This is a genomic window from Kovacikia sp. CALU 1929 (assembly GCF_056784235.1).
Genome location: NZ_JBXBCF010000062.1, coordinates 87,528 through 110,275, shown reverse-complemented (window position 1 = coordinate 110,275; position 22,748 = coordinate 87,528). Strand labels below are relative to the sequence as shown.

Sequence of the window (22,748 nt, the reverse complement as noted above, 5' to 3'; positions counted from 1 at the left end):
TAAAGCAATATAGCAGTCCTAAATCATTTGTGAAAAAGAAGAGTTGTGAAAGTCTTTCCCTGACGGGAAAGTCCTTTCACAATCCAAACAGGATCGCTATAGTAGGATCCCTATAGCCAATTACCGACCAAAACGTAGGGTGCCCAGTGCGCTGGGTGCTGGTAGTTTTCTTCCTTTAACAGTCTCAGTTGTGCCTGACGAAGGGCTTCTGCTTTTGTGAACGACTGGGTTGCCAATACCTCATAGAAGTACCCCATCAACCGAGCCGCCGAATCATCCTTCAAATTCCACAAAGATGCCAGAGTGCTGCGTGCCCCCGCCCGCACCGCCACCCCTGCCAACCCCAGGGCTGCTCGTCGATCGCCCTCAGCCGTCTGACACGCACTCAGAACCAGCAATTCCAGCGGTTCTGGTTCTTTCTGATCTCTGGCTCTAAGAAGATTATCTAACTCATTCACATAGATCTGCCTATCCCAGGCAACGACATAGGTTTGGTTGGCATCCGAACTGAACTGACCGTGGGTTGCCAGATGGACGACGGGAAAAGGTAACTGGCTAACCTGGTCTTGCAGTGCTTCAGCGGTAAAGTTTTGGTTCAGCAAGACCTGACTAGGTAGCAGCGATTGAATGGTTTCCAATTCCTGGGTGACATTGGGAAGGGAAGATGCATTGAGTGCCGGACGCTCCTCACTGACCCCTGCCGCGATCGCCCGTAACTGTTTTTGCCGAATCGGACTCGGTTCTACCAACTGCAACCCTGGAGTTAAAGCAATACTGTATTTCTCCACAAGATACTGATTGCCATCATACAGAGCCGCCATTGGCACATTTCGCAGATTACCATCCAGGACAAACACCAGTGTTTTCACCTGGCTCTGCGCCAATTCTGTCTCAACCGGACGGATCAGCCATTCATAAACTTTTTGCGCCAGCGATCGAGTCTGATTCAGCTTAGGAATACGATTCTCTCCCAGATCCTTCCGTAGCTGATCCAGGGTTTGTTCCATTTCGGTTTGACTAACCATTGTTGTGTAATGGCGTAACTGGTTCTGCTGCGGTAATTTGAGGATAACTTCCAGGCGATCGCTGAGAATAATCGGGTAAATGGCAGCAGCAGTAGTATCTTGCTGATCAAGCACCTGATCAATCGGCTGTCTGGCATCCAGGCAGGCTTCTCGAAAGAAATTGTCTAGTTCGGCTAACTGGAGCGATTCGATCACAAACCGAGCCTGTCTCAGGTCATTCTGGCTCGTTTCGGCGTTTGTATGCGGCAACAGTAGCAACTCTACCAGTTGACGATAAACTGGCTCCACTTCATCTCGAAAGGAAAACTGAACATCGGGATTCATCGCCACCAGATCTCGCCGGAGGGACTCCAGGAGCTTGAAAGCCTCGGTGTAGGCGGCGATCGCGTCTTTTACCCTTCCCTGCTGTTTTAGTAGCTGCCCTAACTGCCACTGCCACTGATAGGCAATATCCCCTGCCTGAATACTCTGAGCAATCAGTAATGCCTGCTGGGTCAGAGTTTGTGCCTCTGCCAGTTGTCCATTTTTCTGATACAGGCAACCCAACGTACCGAGCGCATAGGCTTCAGCGCGGCGATCGCCCAAACTTCGAGCTTGCCGAACGGCAGTGGCGAGCAGAGTGGCAACAGATTGGGGAGCGGATGAATTATTTGGGAAAGGGATGCAGCCTTGGGCAATTGGAACGGGCGCTGCATTGGCTGAGGATCTCATCAGGCTACGGGCAAAGTTGACTTGCGCATAAAGAGTTGCTCGACCGGAGGGCAAATTTTCAATCTGAGCTTGCAGTTGGGATTGTAGTTTCTGAAGGTCGCCCAATTGCGGATTTTTCAGTAAAAGCTTGAGTTGATTCAGTTGCGCTTGAATTCGAGTGATCGTTGAGCCAGGGTTTGTATCAGCAGCCCGTTGATAAAACTGGAAAGCGGCTTGCTCATCTTTCTGGGTCTGGGCAGTGTTGCCTAAGCTGAGTAGAGTTTCACCAATCGCCTGAGCATTGGAGTTAGTCTCAGCGATGGCTAAACTTTGCTGTAAGACTTGTTGTGATCGCTCCAGATCTCCCACAACCCGCAACACATTTCCCAGACTGCGTAGGCTGGTGGCTTTTAGCAGAGAATCGGGTTGTTTCTGCAAAGCTTGATTGACTTCGATCAGGATCTTTTGTGCCTGACGGTAAAGCCCCAATGATTGCAAAGCCTGTGCCTGGTTCATGCGGTTACGAGTCAATCGTGTCTCATCATTTGTTCGCGTATAGATTTTTGTTGCCTGTTGCCAGGTGTCCAGGGCAGATTGAGCCTGTCCCTGTGCCAGTTCTAGCCGACCTTTCACGTCTAATGCCTGAGCCAGGAGGAGTGGGGAGTGGGAAGTGGGGAGTGGGGAGTTGTGCAGGAGGGAAAGGCTGGTGGCGATCGCCTTTTCTGCCGCTTGCCACTGGCCCAATTGCTGGTAAGTGAGTGACAGATTGCTCAAAGCGAGGGCTTCGCCTGGGCGATCGCCATTGGCTTTGTAGGCAGAGGCAGCCTTTTGCCAGAGGTCTACCGCTTCAGCATAGCGTTCTGTTTGATAGAGTTGGCTTGCCTGTTGTTCAATAGCTTGAGCACTTTGAGCATTGATCAGTTGTTCGGTAATTGGATTACTTGTTGCAATTGAATTGTTTGTTTGTATTAACCTGGCAACAAGAGATCGGGCATCACCGTGCAGGGTGCTGTTAGCGTCAGCGTAACGCGCCGAAAGCCTATTTATTGGTGCGTTACGGCGTTGCCTAACACACCCTACGCAATTTGGATTGTCTGCTCTGATGTAAGCCAGCGAAGGGGGCAACAGCATCGTCCCAAAAAACAGACACAACAGAATTGCTAGAGATCCCAATCGAGTCCATTTCAGCGATTTGAGCATGATGTTTCCTTGCTTTTGTCCATAACTGGGTTAGGGTGCAATACAGTCAGATTCCAGTTGTCCCAGGTGAGGGGATGCAGAAGAGTTATGGGCAACCAGTGTGATGGCTCCTCCAGAGTCCATAACCCAACCCTGTGCCTCAATGATGGGTTCCGGTGCAGGACGTTGCAGTGTAGATAGAGAATCGGATGAAATAGCTGGACTGGAGCGCTTTTGGGACTCAGGATTACGAGTGACCAGATCCACTTGAACCGCATTGCCGCCTAACGCCTCCTTTGGATCGGCAGGTAATCCACCCCGACCAGTGATCACAAATTTACTCTCGTCTCTGCGTGCCCTCAGTGCCCGACACCCCTGGGCAATTTCGGCTCTCAAAAAGTCCAGGGGAATAGCTTCTTCAGGCTGGTTTTCCTGAATATCCAGAATGATCACACCAGGATTACCAAATTCAGAACCCGCACTGAAGTCGCTGCGAGGAGTCGGAATACTCGATTCAATGAAGTTAATGGGTTCACTTGCCAGAGTTGCGGTGATGCGTCCACCGCTGCCTTCAATTGCACTGGCAAGGACATCATTATCTCTACCTCTGCCGTTGGAAATAATGAAATTTCCTCGAATCTCAATATTTCCTCCGTCACCGGGTCCTAATGCAGAGGCAAGAATTTTGCTGCGATCGAACATCCGCGTCAGGTCGCCAAACTGAATAGAGATGTTGCCGCCTGTTCTGGCAAAGGTGGTAGCCGTGAGCCTACCTCCAGACTGCATAAAAATTGAGTCCGCCGTAATGTTCAACGTGCCGGGGCTTCCCGAACCTGGACCCAGTCCTTGAACGGTAGCTTCTCCACCATTTTGAACAAACAAATTCCTGGTTGAGATTGTCAAACCTCTGGCATTGCCTGGTCCGCTGGTTTCAAACCTCAAGACACTACCATTACCATCAATCCGCACAAAATCACTGGCATTTACAGTCAGGATGCCACCATCACCTGAGCCAAAAGTTTTTGCTGTAACGATTCCTCCATTTTGAACATCTAACCTTTGAGTGTTAATCGTCAAAATTCCAGCCGATCCACCACCAAGACTCCGACGGGTATCAAGGTCGATCACGCTCTCCCTGCCGTCTACTGTAATTGAATCGGCATTAACTTCCAGGGTTCCTGCATCTCCTGTACCTTCCGTTCTGGCTGAAATTTGTGCCCTGTTGCGAACAATTAACTGCCCAGTGTTTAAAATCCTCAGGTCTCCTCCCTCTCCGGGTCCACCAGTCAGGGCAAATAACCCACTGGGAGAAGTTCGCCCAACTCCATCCAAAACGATGATGCCAGATTGCAGAATAGTAATATCACCAGCAATTGTACCGTCTGCTTGTGATCGCGTTCTGGCATCAATCACTGCCCCATTTTCTAACCGCAGTTCTCTGGCTGAAATCTCAATATTCCCACCAATCCCATTTCCTTGTTCCTCTACTCGGCTGTAGATACCAGTTGCAATAGGATTGCGTTCAGAGTCTACATCAGAAGCCCGTTCACCAGAGAGAAAAAGATTATCAGCAACAACCTCAATCCTGCCTGCATTTCCAATGGCATTGGTACTGGAAAAAATGCGACCGCCATCCAGTAAAAAGAGCGATCGTGCGTGCACCTGGATAAATCCTGCATCTCCTCTGACTTCTCTGCCAAATGCGTCTAACACCACTTGACTGTAAGCCCCACTGGCAATACCGTCTGGACCTTCCCCAATAAATTTTACTTCACCATTAGGAGCTTCAATTCTGACCGTTCCTGCATTACCCACACCACCCGTGCTGGTACTCAGATAGGCTCCATCAGTTGCTTCTAATAAGTTGGTAATAATTTGCAGATTACCCCCTATTCCCACTGCTCCAGCCTGTACCCGGCTCTCAATTCGACTGGTTGCAAATTCCTGCTCCGGATTACCAGGATTGGTCACTCTTCCACCCGTCAGGTAAATTTGATTCGCCCGAATTTCAATGGTATTTGGAATGTCTCCAGACTCTCCAAAAGTGCTGGCAAAGATCTGGGCACCATCCACCACCCGCAGGATATTTGCCTTCAGCCGAATATCACCACCCTGCCCCTGGGCGGATACGCTCCCTTCTCCAACAGAATTGATGATTGAACTTCTGTCTTCAAAAGTTGCAATCCCGGTCAGCAAAATCTCTCCCACCGCATCAACGACTATATCTCCCGCTTTGCCGCCACTGGTTATACCAGGGGAGATGCCTGTTCTTAAAAAACTTCCATCCGCGATCGTGAGGTTTTGAGCATAGACGGCGATGTCTCCGCCACCTGCGGCTCGCACATCTACCTGAGCGTTATTCAGGAGTGATACATCTGCCCGTGTTACCCCATCCAGAGTCATAGGATTAATGCGAGGAGCATTCCCGTCAAATTGCAGCCCAAGAACGCCTGAGCTAATGCCGCCCAGTTCCACTCGTCCCCCTGCTGCCCGAATGCTGCTGCCATCCAACGTCACCCTGCCACCTACGAATAGTAAATTTTGACCCTCAGCCACGTTCAAAAGATTCCCTGTACTTCTGATCTCAGGTGAGGGCGATCGCTGGGATGCCAGAAAACCACTGGGATCCCCCACAATCGTCAACAAACTATCCGAACCGCTGGGATTGATCGCACTGAACTGGCTCCCATCTGCCCATACCAAAGCATCTACAGTCGTAGCTACAAAGGATCTTCTGGTAGAACCACCAATGTTGAGTTGGGCATTTGGACCCAATAGAATTCCACTGGGATTGATCAAATAAAAATTGGCATTGAGATTCTCAGTAGAAATTAATCCATCAATCGAAGAAGGAGAACCACCTGTAACACGAGAGAAAATATTACGAATATCCGCACCACCTTGGAACCGAGCTTCTTGAGTCGCCGTTAAATTAAATTGACCAAAGCTATGAAATAAATTGTTTCTAACAACTTGTCCAACCGATTCAGGAATAATATAGACCTCCGAAAACGGAACCGCTCCCGGAGTAATGGGTACCGCACCCGCAGGTCCAAGCGTTCCGTCTAAGGTAATGTTTTGGGCAACGGCATTCGTTCCGAGGGAACTAATACCAAAACATACAGAAAAACTGGATAGACTAAATTTGTAAATCCAATGTCTCCAGCTATTCATTCAGAATCTTCCTCCAGAAACAGTGTGATTATCAGGGAAAGTGAACGTTTGAGATCTTGCTTTGATAAGAGCTGGTAGCGGGTGCGATGCCCATCGCCGCATCATACTGGTCTGCCTACTTTTTTTCAGCCGTAATGGTGCTTAGTTCTTCCCCAGGCAAGGTGCTGAAAGAGACGTATGAAACAGTTACCCCATTTGACGTTTCATCAGTTGGGCAAATAAGCCTTCCTGATTGGCTAACTCATCAAACGTGCCGGTTTGAATGACTCGCCCGGATTGCAACACATAAATCCGGTGAGCGTTGCGGATGGTGCTGAGTCGGTGGGCGATCACCAGACGGGTGACTTGCAGGCGATCGAGGCTTTCACTGACGATCGCCTGAGTCCGGTTATCCAGAGCACTGGTTGCTTCATCGAATAATAGAATCTGAGGTTTCAGAACTAGGGCACGGGCAATCAGCATCCGCTGTCGTTGACCACCGGAAAGATTGCCGCCGCCTTCACTGATGACCGTGTGCATTTCCATCGGCATCGCCTCCACATCCTGATCAAAACCTGCCATGCGTGCCGCTTCCCAGGCTTCATCCAGGGTGATCTGGGCACCACTGGCGATGTTGTCAAAAATGGATGCAGACATGATGCGACCGGATTGTAAAACCACTCCCAGTTGGCGACGTACTGCCTCCACATCCAATCCGGTTAAATCCTGACCATCGTAATAGATGGAGCCGGATTCAGCGGTTTCAAATCCGAGCAACAGGCGGAAGAGGGTGGATTTGCCGCTTCCAGAACCACCGACCAGGGCAATGAATTCTCCTGGTTCTGCCTGGAGGCTAACATCATCGAGGGTTAGGGGTCCATCATCCCGGTAGCGGAAGGTAATGTGATCGACGCTGATTCTGCCCGTCAGTTTACCTGGATCCGCTTTAGTCAGATCCACCTCTGGAATGGTTTCCAGGATAGGCTGGGCACGTTTTGCCTGGGGAATGACTTCTAGCACATTGGTTAACTTATTACTCAGATCGGTGGCACCATCGATGAACGTACCGAATGCCGCGTTGAAAGCGAGAAAGGAACCCACCGTGAGTCCAGCGGCTCCGGCTGCCTGGTTTTCAGTTAGCAATTGGATCGTAAACCAGAACAAAATAGCAGAAGTCAGGGTTGGCATCACGGTATTAAACAGGGCAACCCCATCTTCGATAAACTGAGTCCGGAGGTCTAGCTTGACCTGCTGGCTGTAGCGCTTACTCCAGTTGGCAAAGGCGCGTTCTTCTGCACCAGCGACCCGTAGTTTGGAAATGCCATTAATCAACTGGACGGTTTGTCCAAAAATGTCTCCCTGCATTTCTAGCAGGGGACAGGTTTTGCGAACAAGAACAAAGCCAGAGAGGGTGGTAACGGCGATCGCAATCACTGCCACAACCACGGCAATTAAAGCCAGTTGGGCACTGTAGCGAAACAATAACCCTAAGTTGAGTAAGGCAAACAATGCAGTGACTAAGTCGATCAGGGTGGTACCGCTGAGTTGGCGGCGAATTTCACTGATGGATGTCACCCGCGATTGCAGATCACCCGTTGTGTATTGTCGAAAGAAGGAGACTGGTAAACTGAGTAGGCGATTCCAGACAGCCGCTTGCGTGGTGGCATCTGATAGAGTTTCGACGCGCAGGATTGCCAATCCCTGAGCCAGTCGAAACAAGGCAGTACTGAATGCGGCTATGAATAAACCCAAACCTACCTGCAATAGCAAACCGCGATTGCCATCGGGAATCGCGTTATCGATTAAGATGGCGGTTGCCTGGGGAGTCAGCATTCCCAACAGTGTGGCAGCCATTCCAGTCACCACAATTAACACCAAATCCCGTACAGATTTCTTCAGGGCAAATTGAACCAGGGCAGGTACTTTGATGGGTTTATCGGGTAACGAAGGGTAGAACATATAGGCAACCGGATTCAGGGTTGCCGCGACTTCAGCCGTGACCAAGGTACGTGAGCGATCGCACGGATCAAGCAATTCATAGCGCGTCGCAGAAACCGGTAACAACGCAACCAGTTGATTGTCCTGCTGGGTATACCCCCCCAGAGGCCCAGAGTCTTTCTGCCACCAGTCATCCCGTAGCAACACCCGTCGCATTCTCACCCTGGAGGTACGCATAATGGCTTCCAGGGGATCTCTCACCCGTTTCAGATCTTCGGACTTTGCTGGTGGACGAATAGTGACGCCTAGTGCTCTTCCAATAGCTCCCGCCGCGATTAGTTCCGGGGAATCTTCGGTCAGATAGACACCATTCTGAGATCCTAAGGTAGAAGCCAGTTCACCCAATGCCTCAGATGTAACCTGCCGATTGAGCTGTGCCTGTGCCTGCAAGCGCTGCAATTCAGCCTCAACTTGCTTCTGTTCCAGGCGTTCAACATATTGCAGTAGATGAACATGAAGCTGAGAGAGTCCGTTGAGTAACTGGTTAGCGGATTGGATCGCCGACGTAGAGTAAGTCGATAGCTGGACTGAACCCTTCGCCTGTAACCACATGCGATCGCTGACCAGAAAGTATCCGGTTGCGGCATCCAATTCCTCTTCTTCCCTGCCCATCCAGTGCAAGATGCCTTCCTGGATCTGAATCCAGGCGATCTCATCCGGTCGGGTAACTTGATCCGGATCAATGGAATACCGCACTCCAGGAACCATACTGACTGGAACGGATGGAGCGGGATCACTACCCAAAAGAGGATTGATATGCCCCAACCAGCGTTCAATCCAGTCACTGAGAGCGGGATCTGTACTGGCAATCTGTTTCTGAATCGCTGTTTTATCCAGCTTCAGCAGATTTGTTTCTTCAACGGGAACCGCCAGCAATTGACGATCTGAGTGTTCAAACTGAGGATTCGTACCGAACAACGCATCTCCAGCCGTTGCCGTAAATAAATAGCGACGAGTCCCTTCAATTTCACCTTGAACCACCGTTACCGCAAATAGGGCGATCGCCCCTGACTGAATGACCCAGACCGTTTGTGGATCATTGAGCAGAAAGGATTGGTTTCCTTGAAATTGGTAGGGCTGTCCTTGGGGGTTGTGGGTGTTGGTTAGTAGTTGCATGGTGGGAAAGAGTTTTGAGTTTTGAATTTTGAGTTTTGAATTTTGAATTTTGAGTTGCAAATTCAGAGTTTCTACTAAGCACTCAGCACTCTCAACTGGAATGCTTGCCGAACTTATGCCGTTGACTATTAGCTTTCAACTTTCAACTCTTAACTTTCAACTCTTAACTCCTTACAACGCTTCCCCTTCTGTCCGAATCAGGCGTGAGTAGGTGCCTTCCATTTGCCAGAGTTCTTGATGGGTGCCACGTTGAACGACTTTGCCTCGCTCTAGCACAATGATTTCATCGCAGTCCCGGATGGTGCTCAGGCGATGAGCCACAATCAGACAGGTGCATCCTCGCTGGCGCAAATTGCGATCGATGATCCGTTCGGTTTCCGCATCCAGGGCACTCGTCGCTTCGTCCATCACCAGAATCGATGGATTGTTGACCAATGCCCTGGCAATTTCTAACCGCTGCCGTTGCCCGCCGCTCAGGTTTACGGCACCTTCCATCAGTTCCGCATCGTAGCCACCCGGCAGGGACAAAATCACATCATGAATCGCGGCATCCTGGCAGGCTTTTACCAGTTCTTTAGTGGTTACCGTCGCATCCCAGAGGGTTAAATTATCTCGAACGGTGCCACCAAATAGCAAAATGTCCTGTTCGACCATTGCCACAGAATTGGTTAGAAGCTGGCGTGGTACCTGCGACCGGGGAATGCCATCAAAACAAATTTCACCAGACCAGGGTTCGTATAGTCCAATCACCAGTTTGGCGATCGTGGACTTACCAGAACCACTTCCCCCCACTAGTGCCACCCGCTGACCTGGTTTGATCGTGAGATTGAAATCTGCAATCAGGGGTGCATCCAGACGGCTGTAGCCGAAGGTGAGGTTGCGGAGTTCGATGTATCCCTGGAGACGGGCGGGGGCAGGGGGGAGGGGGAGCAGAGGAGCGGAGGAGGGGGAACGGTTCAATTGGAGGTCAGTGGGGTTATGTAGCACGTCGTCGAGGCGGGTCAGGCTTCCTTCTAGCTCTTGCAGGGTGCTGCCAAAATTCACCAGGTTATTGACTGGAGACAAGAAGCTCTGCATCAATCCCTGAAACGCCACCAGCATTCCGATGCTGAGGTGTCCGTCCATCACCCGCAATCCGCCAATTACCAGCAATAGCATGGCGGTGAGGGCAGAAATGAGGGTGGGCAGGACTGAAAAGGTTTGATTGGTAACCCCTAATTCCTGCTGGGAATTGATTGCCTTGGTGTAGTAGCCAGACCAGCGAGCAAAGAAGTCTGATTCCAGTCCAGAGGCTTTGATGGTTTCAATGCTTTGCAAAGCAGCGATCGATGTTCCGGCAACTTTACCCTGTTCCTGAGTTAATCGCTGATTGGTATCAATTCGTTTGCGCGAAATCCATCGCATTGTCAAAATGTTCACTGCTGCAAACGCAATGCCAATCAAAGTTAGCACTGAGTCATATTGAGCCATAACGATCGCATAGAACAGCACCATCACCGCATCAATTACAGTTCTTGCCAATTCCCCCGAAAGCACCTCTGCCACTTGATCATTGAGGGAGGTGCGATCGCTGATTTCTCCGGCAAACCGCTGGGCGTAGAAACCAACCGGAAGCCGCAGAATATGCCACAGAAATCGACTCGACATACCCACCGATAGTTTGACTTTCAGCCGTCGTAGATAGCGCAACTGAAATAGCGTTAACACCCCTTGCAGCACGGCTGCAATCACCATTCCAATTAGCAACGGACGGATCCACTGATGCCGACCCTGAACCAGAATTTCATCCACAAAGACCTGGCTGAACACAGGCACCACCAGCCCTACCAGCGTCAGCAAAAAACCAACCAGAATGCAGTAGGCAAGCGCTCCTACCGAGTTTTGTAACCGCTCCCAGAGCGCCAGAAAGATGCTGGGTTTGCGTCCTCCTTTTGCAAATTCAGCGGAGGGGCGCATCACCAACACCACTCCGGTGTATCCTTCATCAAACTCCTGGTAAGACACCGATCGCGGACCTGATGCCGGATCATTCAGAAACACTCGCTTTTTGCCAAACCCCTCAACCACCAGAAAATGATTGAAATTCCAGAACACAATAAAGGGCGGCTCCAGACCTTCCAGTTGCTCCAGTTTCTTCTTATAGCCCTTCGCCTCTAAGCCATATTTATTAGCCGCCTGCAAGACATTGGCGGCTTTGCTGCCGTCACGGGAGACCCCGCATTCCTGCCGCAGTTCTGGTAAAGGAACGATGCGATCGTAGTAACTCAGAATAATCCCCAGGGAAGCCGCGCCACATTCGACCGCTTCCATTTGCAATAGGGTAGGGGTCTTTGCCCGGTTGGAATACAATCCCAGCCATTGCTGAATTGACTGGAGAATGCTTCCCGGTGATGGAAGTACCGCGTTAGTAGATACCACTGGACGACCTCAAAATTGGTAGAACAAAGGTGATCGGGGCACGTTCCTCGACGGTGACACGCACCAGGGTGGTTGTGCCGGAGGATGGCTTGAGTTGGGGTCCTTTCGATGACGACCAGGCAAAGCCGCTGACCGTTGAGGCGCTTGGTTTCAGGTCTGCAAGCACCTGGATCACCCCTTCTTGCTTGTCTGCCACCAGTCCTTTCACAACCTCTGGATTACCCACAACGCTGGATGCCGCTTCGGTGGTGATCGGAAAAGCCGAGATCGTCTTTACGGTGCCGATAATGCCGCCAAATCGTTCCCGTTTTACGGTCTGCGGTGTGATTTGCAGAGGCATTCCCGGTCGAATTTTTTTGCCATCGGCAATGGTGAAATAAGTCATTCCCACCAGATGGCTGGACTCAATTTCCGTCTCAATGCTGCCCAGGCGGCTTCCAGACTCCATCACCTGACCGGGATTGATCGCAATTTCCAGAATCCGTCCACTGTGCTGGCTAACAATCTGGCTGCTATTACTCAGTTGCAGTTCTAATCTGGCAATTTCTCGCTGCACCTCCTGAATCTCCTTTTGCCGATTCGTTGAGGTTTCCAAATTCTGTTGAGCTAGATTTGCCTCTCGGCTATCTAGTTCTTTCAGTTGAGCTTGTAGTTCAGCCAGTTGGGTCACATTATCTCGATTCAGCTTTTCCTGCTCGGTTGCTTTCGCCTCCAGTTGTTTTAGCTGCGCTTGGGCATCGGCGATCGCATCCTGGTTTGACTGTACTTTCTCCTGTGATTCCAGCAGAACATCATGGGTAATCGCCCGTTCTTGAAAAAGTCGCTGGCGAATCTCCAGGCGTTCTTTATAAATGGGTACCATTGCCTCTGCCTGCCGCAACCGTTGTTGCAAACTTCGACGCTGCTCCTGAACGGACTGCCCACTGGTTGATGCCAACAGCGGCGACATTTCCCGCAGTTCTCGAATCCGTTGTTGCAAATACTGCCGCTGCTGCTGAATCGATAATTGTTCCTGTTGATTTCGCAACCCCTGTAACGAACCCACTGCGGCATCTTGAGATTGTAATTCGGTTAGTTTCTTTCGTTGCTGCTGTAATTGCTTCCGCAGTTCCGATTGATCGATAGTACCAATCACATCTCCTTTTTTGACAGTATCTCCCACATTGATTTCAAGTGATACCAATTGCCCAGCACTGGTTGATTGCAGTGGTACCACCTTACTGGGAAAAACTAATACTCCGCGACCTTCGACGGTGACAGGAATCCGTCCATAAATGCTCCAGATTAGTGCCGTCCCGACAATCACACCCAGAGAAGCTAACGGCAACCAACTTTTGGGATTTACAACCTGCATCAGTTGATCTAATCGCTCCGGGGACGATAACCGCTCTAAGGATTCTTTGCGAAACAGATCTTGCTTTTGAGTAACCATTTTTGTAGCCTCACAACTGAATAATTTAACCCGCTAAAACGATTGAGGTTCTTCTTAAACTTCCGCTCCGGGTAGTACTCAGAAACCCACTGCAAACCTGCTGAAAATCCTCGACGATAAAGATAGAAGGTACTCAAAAAGAAGTGTAGAACTGGATGATGGTAGCCATGTAAGCCACTGCGCCATCCCAGGCTGTAAAGTTTGTAATCTAATTGCTGTTGAAGTTTCATTTTCACCTACTACATCTTAAGTTGGGTTAACATAGGAACCTCGACACTTTATATATTTTTCCTATCAATAGGTGGGCATTAATAAATTCATGTGGTAGCAAGAACAAAATTTTTTCAGGTTAGTCAATTGGAAGAAAGTTGGGTTGAGCTTTTAGCTAAAATCATTTACTTATTTGGTGATACTCAACCCAACCTATAGAATTGACTAACTATCTCCCAAGCGTGACTGAGCCAAGATGCCTCAAAAGGTTAGGACCTCTATCTGAACGTCGCCAATCATCGGCTTTATCAACTCCACGCTTAAGAGCACCGATTCCTCTTGAAATCAAGCCACCAGCGTCCTTGATTTCAACTTTTACGGCACCACCACTGACCATATCTAGCTCATCAGCACTCAGTTCATCTGAGATCTGAGTTTCGGTTAGCAGCACTTGTTTATTTTCAAGGTTATCCATTGTTGCTTCTCCTTTTGTGGTTTGTTTACAGGCTTTTAAGAGTTTCAAGAGAACTATTTCTTGTCTCTCTTTATTCCTGATACTACTAATAGTAGCTGTCAAAAATCTTTAAGCCAATGAACTATTTTTAGATTCAACTATCAATAATTTAGTTGAAAGCCTGTTTGTTAAAATCCTCAAAATCGTTTATTCTGTTTCCAATACTTCAAGACCTCGGAGGCTTTGAAAACCTCCGAGGTCTGAATAGGTAATTGAACAGCCAATCGTGAAAACTATCAGTCGATACAGACTATGCCAAGACTAGAACCACCGATGCCAGGGTCGTTGAGGACGACAGGGCAGAGGTTTCCAGGGTATCCCGGGAAATGGTTTGTAGGGGCGACGGCAAAAACCAGCACTGATTTCCTCTAGTTCATCATCTTTGAGTTCTGATTCTTCAAGATCTTGTACGATCTCAGCTTGTTCTGCGGATGAAAGCAAGTTATTTTTAGCACTATCCATTATCATCCTCCTTGATAGGGAAAATCAAATCAGAAATCTCAACACTCAACACATTTTGAAAAAAACAGACTGGATTGGGTACAAGTGGAAACTTTATACATTTATGATTCCTCCTCTCCCAATCCAGCCTACAAAGCTAGCTACCTAATTCCTTCTAGCAAGGGGGGAGACGATTACCACGCTGAGGAAAAATACGCCGCAGGATATTAGGGCCACCATCTGTGTTTTTCCAGCGACGTAACTTATCTCTAACGGATTCTCCACAACCACCACTGACCGCATCAAGCTCTTCATCACTGAGTTCTTGATTGTCAGAAACAAGAGCTTCGGTTGACATCATGATCTTCTGTTCAGAATTCATCTTTTTCTCCTTGTTTAACTTTACAGGTCTTCTGAGATTTCAGGAAAAGAGTTATTTCTGTTTGACTCCTGATACTATTCATAGTAGCTATCAAAACTCTTTGAGCCAATGAACGATTTTTAGATTCAACTATCAATAGTTTTGACAAGTTTAAGTCTAGATTGAAAACCTCCGAGTTCTTGGAGAAATCGAAGGTTTAAACATTAGGTTACTTTTAGTGGAAGAGTTAGCATTTCCTCAATCCACCAAATCGACCAGGGCGTAATCGCGATGCTTGGATTGAGGCACCAGGACGATAAGTAATACAACTGCCATCCGAAGCATTTGCCCAGATAATCTTCACCCTCTGTGAGGATGTGCAATTGTTCTGGACGGTGATGTAGTGCCTGAATCCTACTATTGAACTTTTCGTATTCACGCAAGTAGGCACATTAGATGCTTGAGCAGGTTTGATGACTCCTCCAATTAATGGAAGAATGCTGGTAGCTACGCTAAGGACACTGAATTGGAACCAACAAGTGGCTTGCTTGACAAATTTTTTGGACATGGTTAACTCCTTGAATAGGCAGAATTGTTTGTGGATTAAACGTTTCAGGGAAAGATCTATGTATTTTTCTCTGCCCTGATACTGCCAATAGTAACCATTAGATCTCTTTCAACCAATGAACATTTTTTAGAAACAGCTATCATTAATTTTGCTGAAATTTGATTGGTTGGTATTGCTGAATCAATGTGTTTATTGAACGTCGAATGGAAGACCTCGGAGGTTTTGAAAACCTCCGAGGTCTAAATAGCAAACTATAGGCATTATTATGCGGGTTCAATCCCACCTAAACGCCTCAGCATCCAATCAAAGCGAGTACCCGCGATCGCCATCTGATCCAGAACATTAAAATTCAACTCATCACCCGATTTCATTGCTCCATTCAACGGTTCTTCCTGAATCTCACTCTGTCCAACATAGCCAAGCCTGCTATACAAGTCCTGCAAACGGTTATGCAGGAGACTGACCAGTACTTTGTAAAAACGGGCAGCAAAGCCAAAATCCTGGTGCAATTTAAGCATCAATTGCGATCGCGGAATCATCAATAACAACGAATCCTGTAAAGCAGTGACGGTAGTGGGCGGTAGGTGACCATTCAACAGCAGAGCTTCACCGACAATTTCGCCCTTGGTTAACTGCGTAATTTCTTGCCCAGGAAGGTTCCCCCCATCAATGATTGAAAAGGCACGCAGGAAGGGATTGCACACAGTTTCAGCCGTGGAAACTGATAAAGACCCATTTAGAAGAATGTACAGGGCATCAACAGGTCGATCTTGCTGAATCACCACTGTACCGGATGGAATTTTTTGTCGCTTGCCAACCGCTACCAGCCAGTCAATATCGCTATCATTCAACGCCCCCAGAATAAATAGCACATCTCGCAAGGGTTGCTCCTGGGTCATGGAATTACACCCCAACTGACTCATCAGAGTATGCAATCGACTGGATAGAAGGATTGCGATCGCCCGGTAAAAGCGAGCGGCAAATCCAGCATCCTGCTTAAGCTTATGCATTAACTGTTGCTGGGAAAGTGATAAAACCAGGGCAGGTTCTATTGCTTTGACTGTTGTTGTGGCGATTGTGGAGGCATTTGCCAGTAAGCTTTCTCCAACTATCTCACCGCTATCAAATTGCCAGATTTCCCAATCACTTTGTTCATTTTCTCGGCAGGTAGTTGGACGGTTTAAGTAACTGCCTTCAAAGCGAGTCGTGGTCATTGACAGAGTGCCATCCAGCACGATGGAAAAAGTATCAATCGGTTTCCCTGCCTGAACAAGGGTCGCTCCTGATTGCACTTCCAGGTGATGTCCTGTTTTAATCAGCCAATCAAGATCTCGGTTACTCAATTCTTGTAGCAACACCCTCGAAACTGACTGATTCACCTGCTGTTCTTGAGCTGCTTTGACTCGTGTTGCCAGTTTTGAAAGCACCTGTGCTAAATAGCCAATGTTGTCAGGCGTACCGGATACTTCCATCAGAGCCGCAGGTGCAAAATTGCCCTTTTCCAGTGCCCGCGCTGCTTTTGCTAATAGTCGAATCGGTTTGGTCACCAGTCGCGTTAGCAAAAATGGCGTTGCGATCGCGATCGCTCCAACAATTAACAAGTTCCGCAGACTTTGGTAAGGAACAGTGTAAGAAACGGTGAGCGCAACGGGCAGAATACTGGCTGAGAGCATGGCGATCGTCAGCTTTGCACTGAATGACCATGTAAATGGATCCGTGATTAGTCTTGAAGAATGGATCATTGGTGAGAATTCCTCCATGACTGAGGGGTTGTTCCATAGTGTTGACGAAATTGACGAAAGAAATGACCGGGGTTTTGATAACCTGTTGCTTCTGCAATCTGATTTACAGTCTGATCCGTTTCCTGTAACAAGCGGCAGGACTCTTTCAAGCGCCGTTCAATAATCCAGTGATTGACGGGTTTTCCTGTTTCACGTCGAACCAAATCGGTTAGATAAGCAGGGGAATATCCCACGGCATCAGCGACATCGCGCAATGTGATCGGCTGATGGTAGTGAAACTCAATGAATTGGAAAACATCATTGAGTTTTGTATTGGGTGGGAAAATACTCAGGCGGCTATTTAGCCATTGCTGAAAATGATTACAGTCAATTAGATTATGCTCAACACAAAAATCAATTAGCCACTTCTCCAGTGACTCATATTTAGAAAATGTTGCGGCCAATGTTTGCAAAGTTTGAGATGGATTGGGGCATAAAAGCTTCATTACAAATGCCTGAAGCTGATCGTTACCCTGTAAGTAGGTCAGGGCTTGCTCGATAGAGGCAGTCATGGGGGCAAATCTCCTCAAATGAGCGACAGATAACTGAGAATTAAGATGAAATACAATGACATTCGATTTGGAGGCGATCGCCAACTTCGTGTTGACGTTCACCTATCTTTCTCTCAACTGTTTGAGATGGGTTTGCTGCTAAAATCAGCGCGGCTTTACATAAGTTTATATTTCTGGCGCTTGCTATCCAGAGCGACCGTTGTTTCTTGAAAATCGCTCTGGCAGTGGAACCTGCAAAGTCGCATTGCCGTCCTTGTTAGAATAGTTGCAATCCCTTCATTCACCTTCTGGGTTACCGTCATCCTTATTTATTCTTTCCCTTCCAAATGCCACTCAACCTAGCAGGTTCACGCCAACATTCTTTCCATCGATCTGTAAACAAGTTTTCAAACGGATCAGCTTCATCCTTTAAATGCTTAATCAGTGGTCTGGCGATCGCCAGTTTAGGACTGGTTGGTTGTGGGCAACGGCAAAACCTGGAAGCGCAGGCTCAGGAACTGTTGCCGCTTCAAACTCAAATTCTGACTCCAGCAAGTCAGATTGCTCAAGACATAGAAACCCTGGTCAACCTGGGACCACGGGTAACAGGTACACCTGTGATGGAACAGGCAAGTGCTTACCTGGAGCAGGAGTTCCGCAAAGCTGGTTACACAACTGAGATTCAAACCTTTACTTACTCAAAATTTGAGGATCAGGGTTCCAGCCTCACTGCCTCAGGAAAACCCATTACGGGACGTGCCCTGCGGGGAACGATCGCGGGTAATCTGACTGCCCGACTGGTAGCAGTCCCCAATGTCGGGAATCCAGCCGACTTTGCCGGGGTAAATGTGCAGGGGGCGATCGCGATCGTGCAGCGGGGTGTGATTCCTTTTACAGAAAAAGCCAAAAATGCATCTGATGCCGGGGCGATCGGGGTGGTGATTGTTAATAGTGAGTCTGGTGACCTTTATGGCAGCTTGACCGGCGATTCCAGAATTCCCGTTTTGGGAGTCTCCAGGGAAGTTGGAAATCCCTTACTGGAACAAGCAAGACAGGAAACCCCAACTGTTCGCCTGAATGTCAATGCCCGCCGCCGAACGGTTACCGGGCGCAATGTAGTTGCCTCCATGAAAGGCATGACTCAGCCCCAACTGCTGGTGGGAGGGCACTACGACTCGGTTTCTGATTCTCCCGGTGCCAATGACAATGCATCGGGGACAGCCGCTGTGCTGGCAATTGCCCGTCGCCTGTCCAGGACTCCCCAAGCTGGTCAGGTTTGGTTTGTTGCCTTTGATGGAGAAGAAGACGGGCTTCAGGGTTCCAGGGCATTTGTCCAGAAGGCTGGTTCATCCTTTATTTCTGGCATGAAAGGGATGGTGAACCTGGATATGGTTGGGGTCAATGACCAGCTAAAAATTAGCGGTACCGCTTCTCTGACCGAGCTTGTACAGGTTCCCAATGCTGAACTTTCAACGATTGGCAGTAATCAGGGCAGTGACCACGCTTCCTTTGCTTCGGCAGGCGTGCCCGTCCTCTTCTTTCATCGGGGGGTAGAGCCGAATTACCACAAACCCAGCGATCGCCAAATTGATCCCAAACTGGTGAACGAAACCGTTGAAGCTGCCCTAGCTGCCACTAAAAAAATACTGAGCGCACAGTAAAGTTGGAGCGATTGCCAAATATCCTCACCCCTCACCCCTCACCCCTCACCCCTGCTATAAAATTGCCAATCTACTTAATAATGTGGTGGCACCCATTGCTGGCGGTATAGTGGAGCAACCATGCAATCAAAATCACGAGGTCAGCATGAGTGAGTTTCATGATTTCTTGAAGCGCCAGTACGCCCATGTGGCGATCGGTGAGTTTAAACCGGGCAAGTTTGCAGAAGCCCAGTATCTCTACGAGCAGGCAATTTCCACTTACACCCACGGGTTTAAGGGTGCCTATTTGCTGCGGGATCCCGGCAGTGATAAAGGCATTTCCGTTATTTTCTGGGAAAGCGTGGAAGACATGACAGACAACGAGAGCGCAACCTACCAGGCAATTCTAAAAAAAATGGCTCCCCTCTTTACCCACACGCCCGACGTATTTGTCTACGAAGTAGTGGCAGATATGAAGCCGCCGGTTGCTTAATTTCAAAAAAGTAAAAATATCCTGTGATCCCCGTAGGTCAAACTTGGTAAATCACAATAAAGTTTTGTAACAATAAGGAGATGTATCCTTACCCCAAGTGAGATAGATTATGGCAATCGAAAATGATCGCAAAAGACGGGTGATGGAACATCTTGCCCGCAGTACTGGAGACTTCGGCAAGCGTCCAACTTCAGTCAGGTCTACTGACCGTAAGCGGCAAATTATGGAGCATATCCGTCGCACTACTGGTTAGGGTTTCCTGACTGAAAAAGGGGGTACGCAGTTGTGCCCCCTTTTTTATTTTTTATAGCTAAAACTATTAGGTTTTGGACAATCTAGCAAACCCAAACTTTTGCCACACCGTCCTTTTCACCCTCAGACACCTGACCTGGCACCGGCTACGTATCGAGCCTGAGACGGTTCAGCGAGTCCAAAGATACATTTCGTCTGGTCTTTAGACCGTTAGTGCAGGTGCACAAGGGTTTGTGGCAGGACCCATCCAAAACTGTTGATTGATAGGAGAACCCGAACGGAGTCGCACGATCGCGATCCATAAAGGGGAGGAACCAACATAATGCTCTATCTCCTCTACCCTGTAGCGAACAGAACCCTGACCATGACTTAATATCAGGTGATCGCCAGATTGAACGGTACCACCATAACCCCGAATCAGGGCACGCCTACCGTTGTCTAAAGGTTCAAAACTATACTCTCGACCCTGCTCGTAGTGGCTAAAGTCATGAACAACTGTCACAGAAGGTTCCCGAAACAACCTGGACTTCCCTAGTAGTTTGGCTAGAGTCTTTAGCCGTTTCATTTGTTGGGCATCCAGGTTCATCAGATTCAACCGAGAGTTCATACGAGAGTTCATAAATGTCAGATTTCTAGAACCGTCGAATACGGTAATTACTTAAATACCCCTGTGTCATCTGTCATTAAAGTACGATTTTGGCTGTTCAAACTTAAGCCAAATAGACGGTATTTCAACTGTCCCACTGGCTAAACGGTTTTTTTGCCAGGTTAGAGTTGTAGTAGCGGGGATCGCTGGAGACTTCTGCACCGATCCAGTCAGGAAGCGCGATCGCCTGATTCCCATGACTCAGTTCTACCTCTGCCAGCACCAATCCCCGGTTTTCACCCTCAAACTCATCAACTTCCCAAACCAAACCCTCAAATCCAATCCGGTAGCGGATCTTCTCGATCAGGGGCGGTTCACATAATGTGTGGAGCATTTCCAGGGCATCTTCCACTGGAATTGTGTACTCGTATTCAGCCCGACTTAGCCCAACCGAGGGTCCTTTAATCGTCAGGTAGCCTTGATCACCAGCCACCCGTACCCGCACGGTGGTTTTACGAGAGGCAAGATACCCCTGACAGTAGCGAGTACCGATGGCTTGCGATCGCCACTGATCGCCCTTGACTAAAAACTTTCTCTCAATTTCAACTGGCATTTCATCAACATTCCATTTACATTCCAGCCACCTAAGACTGGCATCCAGCTACAGGGCATCGGGTATCGTGTAAAGAGCGATCTGGTTTCCTCACCCCTCACCCCTTCTTTATCCTGGCTGCTGCTGGAGATACAAAAACGCCTCGACTTCGGCGGCGGTAGGTTGGGCTGCGATCGCGCCGGGGCGTGTGGCAGTCAAGCCACCGATGGCGCTGGCGTAGAGTACTACATCACGGGCAACGACAGGATCCCGCAGACTTTGAATGCCTCGCCGACCCAGTTGATGCAAAAAGCCTGCCGCAAAGCCATCACCTGCACCCGTTGTATCTTCCACTTCAACTGAAAAAGCTGGAACCCGTCCCTCATTGCCATTAAGACAATAGGAACAGCCCTTTTCGCCGCCTGTAACCAGGACACCTTCCAGACTCCCAACCCGGTGAGTAATTACCCCGGCATCGGTTGTTCCATAAAGCCACTCGGCTTCTTCATCGGAAAGTTTGAGGAAATCTGCACGGTTCACCAGATTATGGATGATGGCGGGCGCGATCGCCGGATCTTTCCAGAACACAGGTCGCCAATTCACGTCTAACAACACCTTGAGATAGTACTGATCCGCTAGTTCCAACGCCTGCTCAATGGCGGCTCGACTATCGGGATATGCCATCTCTAAAGTGCCCAGAACCAAAAACTCGGCAGATTCAAATAGGGCGATCGGCAATTGACCTGCTTGCAAATGAGTGTCAGCAAATACGGACGTATCGTGTTCACCAAACCCAGCGAAGGTGCGATCCCCCGTTGCCGAACGCACGACATAAACGGCACGGGTGGGAGCCGTGGGATGCCGCTGAATACCTGTTCCATCTACCCCCACTTCCTGTAACAATTTCACCAAGGAGTTGCCTAAACTATCTTCCCCGATGCAACCAATAAATCCGGTCGTGGTTCCCAGTTTTGTTAATCCACAGGCAACATTGGCAGGGGCACCACCCGGATAGGGTGTCCAGGATTGAACTTGTTCCAGGGGAAGACCCGGTTGATCTGCCAAAAAGTCATATAAGATTTCGCCAAGACACAGTACGCGAGGTTTGGTCACAATAGCCTCTATCCAAAATCCAGATCCAGATGTCTACATTCCTTCACAGTCTTATAGCAGGTTATCAGAAACCTTCTGCAAGCAGTGTTGAGTCTCTAAAACTCTTTCATGAACTCCAGGATTGATCCGCAAATCCCCCCAGAAGATGAGCCTCGGTTGCTCCAAAGATCCCAGGAACTACCGTACAGAGTAATCCTTTCTATCGAGTTTAATCAAAGCATCATCTTTGAGGTCTATCCCATGCCCCCAGAACTAACAATTGATGATTTACTTCTCCTCGAAAAGCTTCGTCTAGAGCGCCTCCGTTCCTTCTTTGGTGACACCTTGAGGCTATGCTTTCTGCATTTAGACAAACGCAATACGCTGACCATTCACTGTTCAGAACCGTGGATTGTAGACCAGTTAATCAGCGAGATGGAACAACTCTGCCGGTATACCTGGATTGTGGTTGGGGCTGAGCGGATTGTTCTGCGCTTTGCGAAAGAAGCCGTTTACAAAACAGCCACGCGCAAACTGGTTAAGAAATCTCAGCGAGTCCATCATTAACTCAGGCGATTCACCAGAGAAGTTAACCTGACGGAATAGGGATGAAATGCCTGTGACATTGGCAGAGCCATCATCCTGTGGCTTGAACTTGGGACAAAATTTGAGGCGCGTTAAAAAAAATTCTGATTAAGACTGGCGATCGCAGGATC

18 protein-coding genes are annotated in these 22,748 nt (G+C 48.7%); 5 read left to right on the top strand and 13 right to left on the bottom strand.

Features of this window, described 5'->3' with window-relative positions:
• Positions 1-110: 110 nt before the first annotated feature.
• The 10 genes from AC1S52_RS10555 to AC1S52_RS10510 form a co-directional block, all read right to left on the bottom strand.
• Positions 111-2,915: a CHAT domain-containing protein gene (locus AC1S52_RS10555; RefSeq protein ID WP_482028959.1), complete on the bottom strand. Its 2,805-nt coding sequence runs from the start codon at positions 2,913-2,915 to the stop codon at positions 111-113.
• A gap of 30 nt (positions 2,916-2,945) precedes the next feature.
• Entirely contained in the window at positions 2,946-6,068 is a 3,123-nt protein-coding gene (locus AC1S52_RS10550; protein ID WP_482028958.1) for a two-partner secretion domain-containing protein, read from the bottom strand.
• 186 nt (positions 6,069-6,254) lie between these two features.
• Positions 6,255-9,161, bottom strand: coding sequence for an NHLP bacteriocin export ABC transporter permease/ATPase subunit (locus tag AC1S52_RS10545; protein ID WP_482028957.1), 2,907 nt, complete (start codon positions 9,159-9,161; stop codon positions 6,255-6,257).
• Between the two features lie 171 nt (positions 9,162-9,332).
• Positions 9,333-11,579, bottom strand: coding sequence for an NHLP family bacteriocin export ABC transporter peptidase/permease/ATPase subunit (locus tag AC1S52_RS10540; RefSeq protein ID WP_482028956.1), 2,247 nt, complete (start codon positions 11,577-11,579; stop codon positions 9,333-9,335).
• Positions 11,566-13,011, bottom strand: a complete 1,446-nt coding sequence (locus AC1S52_RS10535; protein WP_482028955.1) for an NHLP bacteriocin system secretion protein — start codon at positions 13,009-13,011, stop codon at positions 11,566-11,568. The genes AC1S52_RS10540 and AC1S52_RS10535 overlap by 14 nt, the downstream gene beginning before the upstream one ends.
• A 439-nt stretch (positions 13,012-13,450) precedes the next feature.
• Positions 13,451-13,798, bottom strand: a complete 348-nt coding sequence (locus AC1S52_RS10530; RefSeq protein WP_482028954.1) for a hypothetical protein — start codon at positions 13,796-13,798, stop codon at positions 13,451-13,453.
• A gap of 198 nt (positions 13,799-13,996) precedes the next feature.
• Positions 13,997-14,197, bottom strand: a complete 201-nt coding sequence (locus AC1S52_RS10525; RefSeq protein WP_482028953.1) for a hypothetical protein — start codon at positions 14,195-14,197, stop codon at positions 13,997-13,999.
• Positions 14,198-14,351: 154 nt separating this feature from the next.
• The gene (locus AC1S52_RS10520; RefSeq protein WP_482028952.1) at positions 14,352-14,558 is read right to left on the bottom strand and encodes a bacteriocin; all 207 of its coding nucleotides are present in this window, start codon (positions 14,556-14,558) and stop codon (positions 14,352-14,354) included.
• A gap of 810 nt (positions 14,559-15,368) precedes the next feature.
• On the bottom strand, positions 15,369-16,847 hold the full coding sequence (locus tag AC1S52_RS10515) for a cyclic nucleotide-binding domain-containing protein (RefSeq protein ID WP_482028951.1): 1,479 nt from the start codon (positions 16,845-16,847) through the stop codon (positions 15,369-15,371).
• On the bottom strand, positions 16,844-17,398 hold the full coding sequence (locus tag AC1S52_RS10510; RefSeq protein ID WP_482028950.1) for a helix-turn-helix domain-containing protein: 555 nt from the start codon (positions 17,396-17,398) through the stop codon (positions 16,844-16,846). The genes AC1S52_RS10515 and AC1S52_RS10510 overlap by 4 nt, the downstream gene beginning before the upstream one ends.
• A gap of 45 nt (positions 17,399-17,443) precedes the next feature.
• Between AC1S52_RS10510 and AC1S52_RS10505 the strand changes: the two genes are divergently transcribed.
• From AC1S52_RS10505 to AC1S52_RS10490, 4 genes are all read left to right on the top strand, one after another.
• Complete coding sequence (locus AC1S52_RS10505; RefSeq protein ID WP_482028949.1) at positions 17,444-17,608, top strand: hypothetical protein; 165 nt, start codon at positions 17,444-17,446, stop codon at positions 17,606-17,608.
• Positions 17,609-17,724: 116 nt separating this feature from the next.
• Positions 17,725-19,038 (top strand): M28 family peptidase, encoded by a 1,314-nt coding sequence (locus tag AC1S52_RS10500; protein ID WP_482028948.1) that lies wholly within the window; start codon positions 17,725-17,727, stop codon positions 19,036-19,038.
• 145 nt (positions 19,039-19,183) lie between these two features.
• Positions 19,184-19,510, top strand: a complete 327-nt coding sequence (locus AC1S52_RS10495) for an antibiotic biosynthesis monooxygenase family protein (protein ID WP_482028947.1) — start codon at positions 19,184-19,186, stop codon at positions 19,508-19,510.
• Positions 19,511-19,619: 109 nt separating this feature from the next.
• Entirely contained in the window at positions 19,620-19,763 is a 144-nt protein-coding gene (locus AC1S52_RS10490) for a hypothetical protein (RefSeq protein ID WP_482028946.1), read from the top strand.
• A 201-nt stretch (positions 19,764-19,964) separates the two neighbouring features.
• Here the strand turns inward: AC1S52_RS10490 and AC1S52_RS10485 are convergent, their stop codons facing one another.
• The 3 genes from AC1S52_RS10485 to AC1S52_RS10475 form a co-directional block, all read right to left on the bottom strand.
• A complete protein-coding gene (locus AC1S52_RS10485) occupies positions 19,965-20,369 on the bottom strand; it encodes a hypothetical protein (RefSeq protein WP_482028945.1) in 405 nt (134 codons plus the stop codon).
• Positions 20,370-20,493: 124 nt separating this feature from the next.
• A complete protein-coding gene (locus AC1S52_RS10480) occupies positions 20,494-20,961 on the bottom strand; it encodes a CYTH domain-containing protein (protein ID WP_482028944.1) in 468 nt (155 codons plus the stop codon).
• A 108-nt stretch (positions 20,962-21,069) separates the two neighbouring features.
• Positions 21,070-22,053: a carbohydrate kinase family protein gene (locus AC1S52_RS10475; RefSeq protein ID WP_482028943.1), complete on the bottom strand. Its 984-nt coding sequence runs from the start codon at positions 22,051-22,053 to the stop codon at positions 21,070-21,072.
• Positions 22,054-22,293: 240 nt separating this feature from the next.
• On the opposite strand from AC1S52_RS10475, the gene AC1S52_RS10470 reads away from it, so the two are divergent.
• On the top strand, positions 22,294-22,599 hold the full coding sequence (locus AC1S52_RS10470; RefSeq protein WP_482028942.1) for a hypothetical protein: 306 nt from the start codon (positions 22,294-22,296) through the stop codon (positions 22,597-22,599).
• Positions 22,600-22,748 lie beyond the last annotated feature (149 nt).